Origin of the sequence: Anaerococcus hydrogenalis DSM 7454 (assembly GCF_000173355.1) — a bacterium.
Classification (GTDB): Bacteria; Bacillota; Clostridia; order Tissierellales; family Peptoniphilaceae; genus Anaerococcus; species Anaerococcus hydrogenalis.
Window position 1 is genome coordinate 1 of record NZ_ABXA01000022.1, and the last position, 5,867, is coordinate 5,867.

Annotated in this window: 6 protein-coding genes and 2 pseudogenes; 4 read left to right on the forward strand and 4 right to left on the reverse strand. The window is 31.0% G+C overall.

The window, feature by feature from the left end:
- Positions 1-676: 676 nt before the first annotated feature.
- The 3 genes from ANHYDRO_RS04230 to ANHYDRO_RS04235 all read left to right on the forward strand — a co-directional run bounded on the left by ANHYDRO_RS04230 (position 677) and on the right by ANHYDRO_RS04235 (position 1,755).
- Positions 677-1,198 (forward strand): sigma-70 family RNA polymerase sigma factor, encoded by a 522-nt coding sequence (locus ANHYDRO_RS04230; RefSeq protein ID WP_004813878.1) that lies wholly within the window; start codon positions 677-679, stop codon positions 1,196-1,198.
- Between the two features lie 79 nt (positions 1,199-1,277).
- The gene (locus tag ANHYDRO_RS11180) at positions 1,278-1,409 is read left to right on the forward strand and encodes a hypothetical protein (protein WP_004813880.1); all 132 of its coding nucleotides are present in this window, start codon (positions 1,278-1,280) and stop codon (positions 1,407-1,409) included.
- The gene (locus tag ANHYDRO_RS04235; RefSeq protein ID WP_004813882.1) at positions 1,399-1,755 is read left to right on the forward strand and encodes a hypothetical protein; all 357 of its coding nucleotides are present in this window, start codon (positions 1,399-1,401) and stop codon (positions 1,753-1,755) included. The genes ANHYDRO_RS11180 and ANHYDRO_RS04235 overlap by 11 nt, the downstream gene beginning before the upstream one ends.
- Positions 1,756-1,799: 44 nt before the next feature.
- On the opposite strand, the pseudogene nagB reads toward ANHYDRO_RS04235, so the two are convergent.
- The 4 genes and pseudogenes from nagB to rbr form a co-directional block, all read right to left on the reverse strand.
- Positions 1,800-2,523 (reverse strand): annotated as a pseudogene (nagB, locus tag ANHYDRO_RS04240) (glucosamine-6-phosphate deaminase).
- 99 nt (positions 2,524-2,622) lie between these two features.
- Entirely contained in the window at positions 2,623-3,978 is a 1,356-nt protein-coding gene (locus ANHYDRO_RS04245; RefSeq protein WP_039914016.1) for a PFL family protein, read from the reverse strand.
- A gap of 1 nt (position 3,979) precedes the next feature.
- Complete coding sequence (locus ANHYDRO_RS04250; RefSeq protein ID WP_004813889.1) at positions 3,980-4,249, reverse strand: ACT domain-containing protein; 270 nt, start codon at positions 4,247-4,249, stop codon at positions 3,980-3,982.
- Positions 4,250-4,399: 150 nt separating this feature from the next.
- Positions 4,400-4,993 (reverse strand): rubrerythrin, encoded by a 594-nt coding sequence (gene rbr / locus ANHYDRO_RS04255; protein ID WP_004813891.1) that lies wholly within the window; start codon positions 4,991-4,993, stop codon positions 4,400-4,402.
- A gap of 610 nt (positions 4,994-5,603) precedes the next feature.
- Here rbr and ANHYDRO_RS04260 point away from each other — a divergent pair.
- A pseudogene (locus ANHYDRO_RS04260) lies at positions 5,604-5,867 on the forward strand (glucose-6-phosphate isomerase); the annotation flags it as partial.

Here is a 5,867-nt window from a genome sequence, read left to right on the forward strand (position 1 = left end):
GAGAAGGTTACAGGTTTGAATAAGGCTTATATGGAAATATTTCTAGAGATGATTTTAATTTAGGATAAGAAGATAAGAAGAACCGGGTTTGGCCCGGTTTTTATTGGTAATTTTATTATTTTTATTTATTTCTTTAGTAATTCAAGGATTTTATTTTAATATTAGCCTTAGTTAATGTAAGAGATCTCTCGACAAGCTCGAGATGGGTATGTATTAGCCTTATTTTATTACTAAAGATTTTTTTCAATATTCATATAAGTCAGAGCGTAGACAAAGTATGAAACTAGATAATATTTTATTTGAAATAAAATTAAGCTAAGTACCATCTCGACTAAGTGAGTGAAACGAACGCATGGAGAGATCTCTTTGATTTTTTTATTTATTTGTTTTCTTTCTTTAGTAATTCAAGACTGACCCAATGAATTATGTTTAATATTTGCCTTGTTTAATGTATGAGATCTCTCGACTGCGCTCGAGATGGGATATGTCTTACCTCGTTTTTATTCCTAAAGGATATTTTTATCTCAAATTTCTTTTATTTTACTTTTTCTTTTTGTAAAGTCCTTTTAGCTTAATTTTTTTTATTTTATTTGCCTTTATCCGATTAAACTTTTTTAAAATTTTTACTAGAATTTAGGTGTCGACAAATTTAAGCGATCGCAGTTAGGAAATTTTTATGAAGATATGTTTGGAAAATTTGGATGCGATTATTGGAAAATATGAGCCACTTTTACTTTCTATGAGTGGGCGTTTTCCTGTTTTTGATAGGAATGAGGCCTATATTATGGCAAGGGATATGGTTTTTGAAATTGTTAGGGATTTTGATCCTGATAAGGGAAAGTTTGGTGGATATTTAAAGTACAGACTTTATTTTTATTTTTTGAATGAGTGTAAGAAGGAAAGGGTTGATTCTTTAAATGATCTTGATAAAAACGGGATCGAGCTTATTGAAAAAATTGATGATGAAAAATCTATTGAGGATGATTTTTTTAAGGATTTGGAAATCGAGGAGCTTTTTAAGGCTATTAATACTTTGAAAAAGCAAGAGAGGGAAATTTTGTATTTGAAATATGATAAGAATTTGCCCCACAAGGAGATTGCAAGGCTTTTGAACCTTTCTACTAAGTCTATTACTAATTATCATTATAATATTGTTAGAAAACTTAGGAAGTATTTTATTGATAATGATTTGTTTTAGTCTTCTATTGACTGATTAAACTTTTTATTGTACACTTAATGTCTAGAGAAGTCTTTCTTCTTTAAAGAAAGGAGGATTTATGGACAAGATTGTTGCCATCCTTCCAGCCGAGATTAAGGGAGTTGGGATTGGGTGTGAAGTTTATACTGAAAAGAGAGTTTTTGTTGATAGGAGAACTCCTTGTCTTTTTTTTAAAGCACATGGCAAGTAAAAGGTCTGTTTCTATTAAGCTTATGCACAAAAATATGAAGGAAATTTTGAAGGTTTCTAGAAATTTACCCTATTGTATTGATAGTTTTAATGTCTTTTTTCCTTTTAAGATTAGGCAAACTGATAATGATGATCTAAGACGAGGCTTTGTGAATTGTTATTTTGTTGAGGATATTCATGATAGTGAAATAATTCTTAAAAATGGTATGACTCTTTCTTCTCTTAATAGGGACAGGGCCTTGAAGAATAATTTTAATAATGCTAGCAAGATAATGTATATGATGTTTGCAAGAGAATTGTCTAAAATTAGAAGATCTATGGATTTTATTGATGACATGGCCTTGTAGTTTTGAAATTTAAAAAAGATGATGCAAGATGCATCATCTTTTTTTTAGTCTTCTATTGCTTCTTTATCTACAAAGAGGTAGCAATTTGGGTGGAGTAATAGGAGAGATGCTGGGAAGTCTGTGGAAATTTTATCTGTGTTTAGCAATTTTTTTTACGACTTCTTTTTTATTTTTTCCATTCGCTATTACTATTAGTGTTTTTGCATTGAAGGCATCTGCCATTCCCATTGATATTGCGTATTTTGGAACATCTTCTTTTGAATCAAAAAATCTTGAATTAGCTTCTATTGTTTGGTCTGTTAGTTCTATTATTGATGTTCTTTTGTTTAAAAACTCTCCAGGTTCGTTGAAAGCAACGTGACCATTTGGTCCAAGTCCCAAAACTTGAAGGTCCCTTGTACCAAATTCATCTAATAATTTATTATATTCTTCTGTATATTTTTCATCGTTGCTATCAGCTTTTGGCAAGTGGGTATTTTCTTTTTTGATATTTACATGATCAAATAAATTATCGTTCATGAAATATTGGTAAGATTGTTCGTTTTGTGGATCAATTCCTACATATTCATCTAAGTTTATTGTTTTTGCCCAATGGAAGGAAATTTCTCCTTCTTTTTGTGCTTTTATTAGATTTTTATAAAGGCCTACTGGTGATGAGCCTGTTGCAAGTCCTAGTTTTGATTGGGGTTTTTCCTGTAAAATGCTTATAAAAAGGTCAGCTGCCTTTTTTGATAATTCTTCGTATGAATCTGAAATTATTACTTTCATTTTTACTCCTTTTTCTTTACTTTACTAATCTGGTCCTAGATAAAATTATCCAGTCCTTAATACTAGTATTTTACTAGAATTTTATTTTTTTAAAAGATTTTAATTTTTAAATGAATGAACAGGAGCAGGGATTCTGCCTCCCCTATTTACAAATTTTTCTGCACTGGAATCTCTAATATCCATTATTGGTGCATAGCCCAAAAGTCCACCAAATTCTGCAAATTCTCCCTTTTTCTTTCCTATTACAGGAATTACCCTTACGGCTGTTGTTTTTTGATTTATAACTCCAATTGCAGCTTCATCCAAAATCATGGCAGAAATTGTTGAGGCTGGTGTATCTCCAGGAATTGCTATCATATCAAGTCCAACCGAGCAAACTGAAGTCATGGCTTCTAATTTATCAAAAGTTAAATGTCCAGCTTCTGCTGCCTTTATCATTGCCTCATCTTCACTTACTGGAATAAATGCTCCAGAAAGTCCTCCAACCGATGATGATGCCATAAGGCCACCTTTTTTAACTGCATCATTTAGCATGGCAAGGGCTGCTGTTGTGCCGTGACCTCCCACATGGTCAATTCCAATTTCTTCCAAAATTCTACCAACACTGTCGCCAATTGCAGGTGTTGGTGCAAGGGATAGGTCTAAGATTCCAAATTCTTTTCCAAGTCTTTTTGCAACGTCACGGCCTATCAAATCACCCATCCTGGTTATTTTGAAGGCAGTTTTTTTGATTGTTTCATAAACTTCGTTAATTGGCTTTCCCCTATCTTTTTCAATAGCAGCTTTTACAACTCCAGGACCTGATACTCCAACATTTATAACCGTATCTCCTTCTCCTACTCCAAGAAAAGATCCTGCCATAAAGGGATTGTCTTCAACTGCATTTGCAAAGGCTACAAATTTTGCACATCCCAAAGAGTCTTGGTCCTTGGTTAGTTCTGCTAAGTCTTTTATTTTTTCGCCCAAAAGTTTTACAGCATCAAGGTTTATTCCAGTTCTTGTTGAACCAACATTTACAGATGAGCAAACATAATCAGTATTAGCAAGAGCATTAGGAATAGAATTTATCAAAATTTTATCAGATTTTGTCATAGACTTATGGACAAGGGCAGAAAATCCTCCGATAAAGTCAACCCCAACTTCTTTTGCAACCTTATCTAAAACTTCAGCATAAGGGGTGTAATCGTCAATTTTTGAGCTTGCTGCAACAAGTGAAATTGGTGTTACTGAAATCCTGTTATTAATTATAGGAACACCGTATATTTCTTGGACAAGCCTTGTAGTCTTGATGAAATTTTCAGTTTCTTTCATCATTTTATCGTAAATTTTTTGGCAAGATTTTTTATAATCACTATCAGCACAATCAAGAAGGGAAATTCCCATGGTTATGGTCCTAATATCAAGGTGTTCTTGGTCGAGCATTTTTATAGTTTCAATAATTTGTTTTGTATCCATACTAAATCCTTGCCATCTTATCAAAAAGATCTTCATTTTGAAGTCTTAGTTCAAGGCCAATTTCCTTACCAAGCTTTGTCATCTCATCTTTTATTTTTTCAAAAGATTCATTTGTATTTGTCATATCAACATTCATTATACCAACAAAATTTTTCTCCATAATTGTTTGGTTAAAATCCAAAATATTAATATTAAATTTATAAAGTAGTTCGCTTACCCTATAAACTATGCCTGGTTTGTCGTTTCCAATAATTGTCAAAATTGCTTTCATAAAAATCTCCTTTATTTTCTTACAAATATTCTAGCACATTAGAGAAAATATGGGAATAAATAAAATTTTGTATAAAAAAAATCCTGCCTAAGGCAGGAAATTTTTTTGAAAGATTCTAATTTTTATTTTTTTATAATTCGTTTCTACTTATTAATAGTTAAAGTTTGCAACTTCGAAGAAGTCTTGTGGGTGTTTACAAGCTGGGCAAATTTTTGGTGCTTTTTTGCCTTCATATAGGAATCCACAATTCCAACATTTCCAGATAACTGCTTCTTCTTTTTCAAATACTGTTCCGTTTTCGATATTATCGTGAAGTTTTTGATATCTATCTCTATGGCCTGCTTCTACTTTTGCAATATTTTCAAAGCTTCTAGCTATTTCATCAAATCCTTCTTCTTTTGCAACTTTTGCAAATGATGGATACATATCTTCAGCTTCTTCATTTTCTCCACCGATTGCACCTTCAAGGTTTGTTAATGTATCGTGGAAAACAACTGGGAATGCTGTGTAATCAGGATTTAATTCGATTGTATCAAGTTTAAATTCTTCTTTTAAATATTTGTAGAATTGTTTAGCGTGAACTTGTTCGTTTCTTGCTGTTTCTTCAAAAATTTGTTGAATTTGAACGTATCCTTCTTTTTTAGCAATTTTTGCAGCTATAGTATATCTCATTGTTGCTTGAGATTCTCCTGCGAATGCAGTAATTAAGTTACTAGCTGTCTTTGTACCTTTTAATTCTGGCATATGTATGTCCTTTCTATTAATAATTATGTGTAACCGTTTCGTCTTTACAATTATTACTATAACCTATATTTTTTATTTGTCAAGAATGATTCTAAAGTTTTAATCATTCTAAATAGTGATTTTTATTATCATTATCAGTTTATTTGAGGGAATATTTTTATAAATATTGGTATTTAAACAATATTTTAGTCTTTTTTGTTTTTTAATCACTTAATTTTAAAAATTCTTATAGAATATTTTATTTATATTATTATTTATTTTATTATTTGAAATTTTTTTTACCAAGGTTTTCCTTATTTTATTATAAGGATCAGACTGTTGACAAAGTATACAAATCCTCACGCTAAGAATATCATACGAAAAAAATTGATTTGATTTCAAATTTGAAAATTCGTAAAAAATCGCACTGTTCGAGCGAACGCGAGTTTGCGATTTTAGAATTTTAAAATTTAGAAATCAACAATTTTTGGAGTCAGATATTCGTGCTTGAGGGTTTGTCTACGCTCTGGGATATTTTTTTATCGCAATTTTTTTTATTCTATTAATTTATCAAAATAAATTTTTCATATTTTCTAATAATGGGTATAATTTAACAAAAGGAGGATTTGTAATGAAAATTGATTTTAATAATGTTGACTTATCAAATCTAGATTCCTATAAAGAAAAAAGTTTAAAGGCTTTTTCTACTTTGATGAACAAAGAAGGAGAAGGTAATGACTTTTTAGGATGGATTGATAGGGCTAATAACCTAGATATGGAAGAATATGAAAGAATTAAAAAAGCTAGCAAGAAAATCCAAGAAAATTCCGATTGTTTGGTAACTATCGGTATTGGTGGTTCTTACCTTGGTACAAAGGCAGTTGACTATGCTATG

Bases quoted from the DNA above. Each gene is read 5' to 3' on its own strand.
- ANHYDRO_RS04230 (WP_004813878.1), top strand. From the start codon at position 677: ATGAAGATATGTTTGGAAAATTTGGATGCGATTATTGGAAAATATGAG.
- ANHYDRO_RS11180 (WP_004813880.1), top strand. From the start codon at position 1,278: ATGGACAAGATTGTTGCCATCCTTCCAGCCGAGATTAAGGGAGTTGGG.
- ANHYDRO_RS04235 (WP_004813882.1), top strand. From the start codon at position 1,399: ATGGCAAGTAAAAGGTCTGTTTCTATTAAGCTTATGCACAAAAATATG.
- ANHYDRO_RS04245 (WP_039914016.1), bottom strand. From the start codon at position 3,978: ATGGATACAAAACAAATTATTGAAACTATAAAAATGCTCGACCAAGAA.
- ANHYDRO_RS04250 (WP_004813889.1), bottom strand. From the start codon at position 4,249: ATGAAAGCAATTTTGACAATTATTGGAAACGACAAACCAGGCATAGTT.
- rbr (WP_004813891.1), bottom strand. From the start codon at position 4,993: ATGCCAGAATTAAAAGGTACAAAGACAGCTAGTAACTTAATTACTGCA.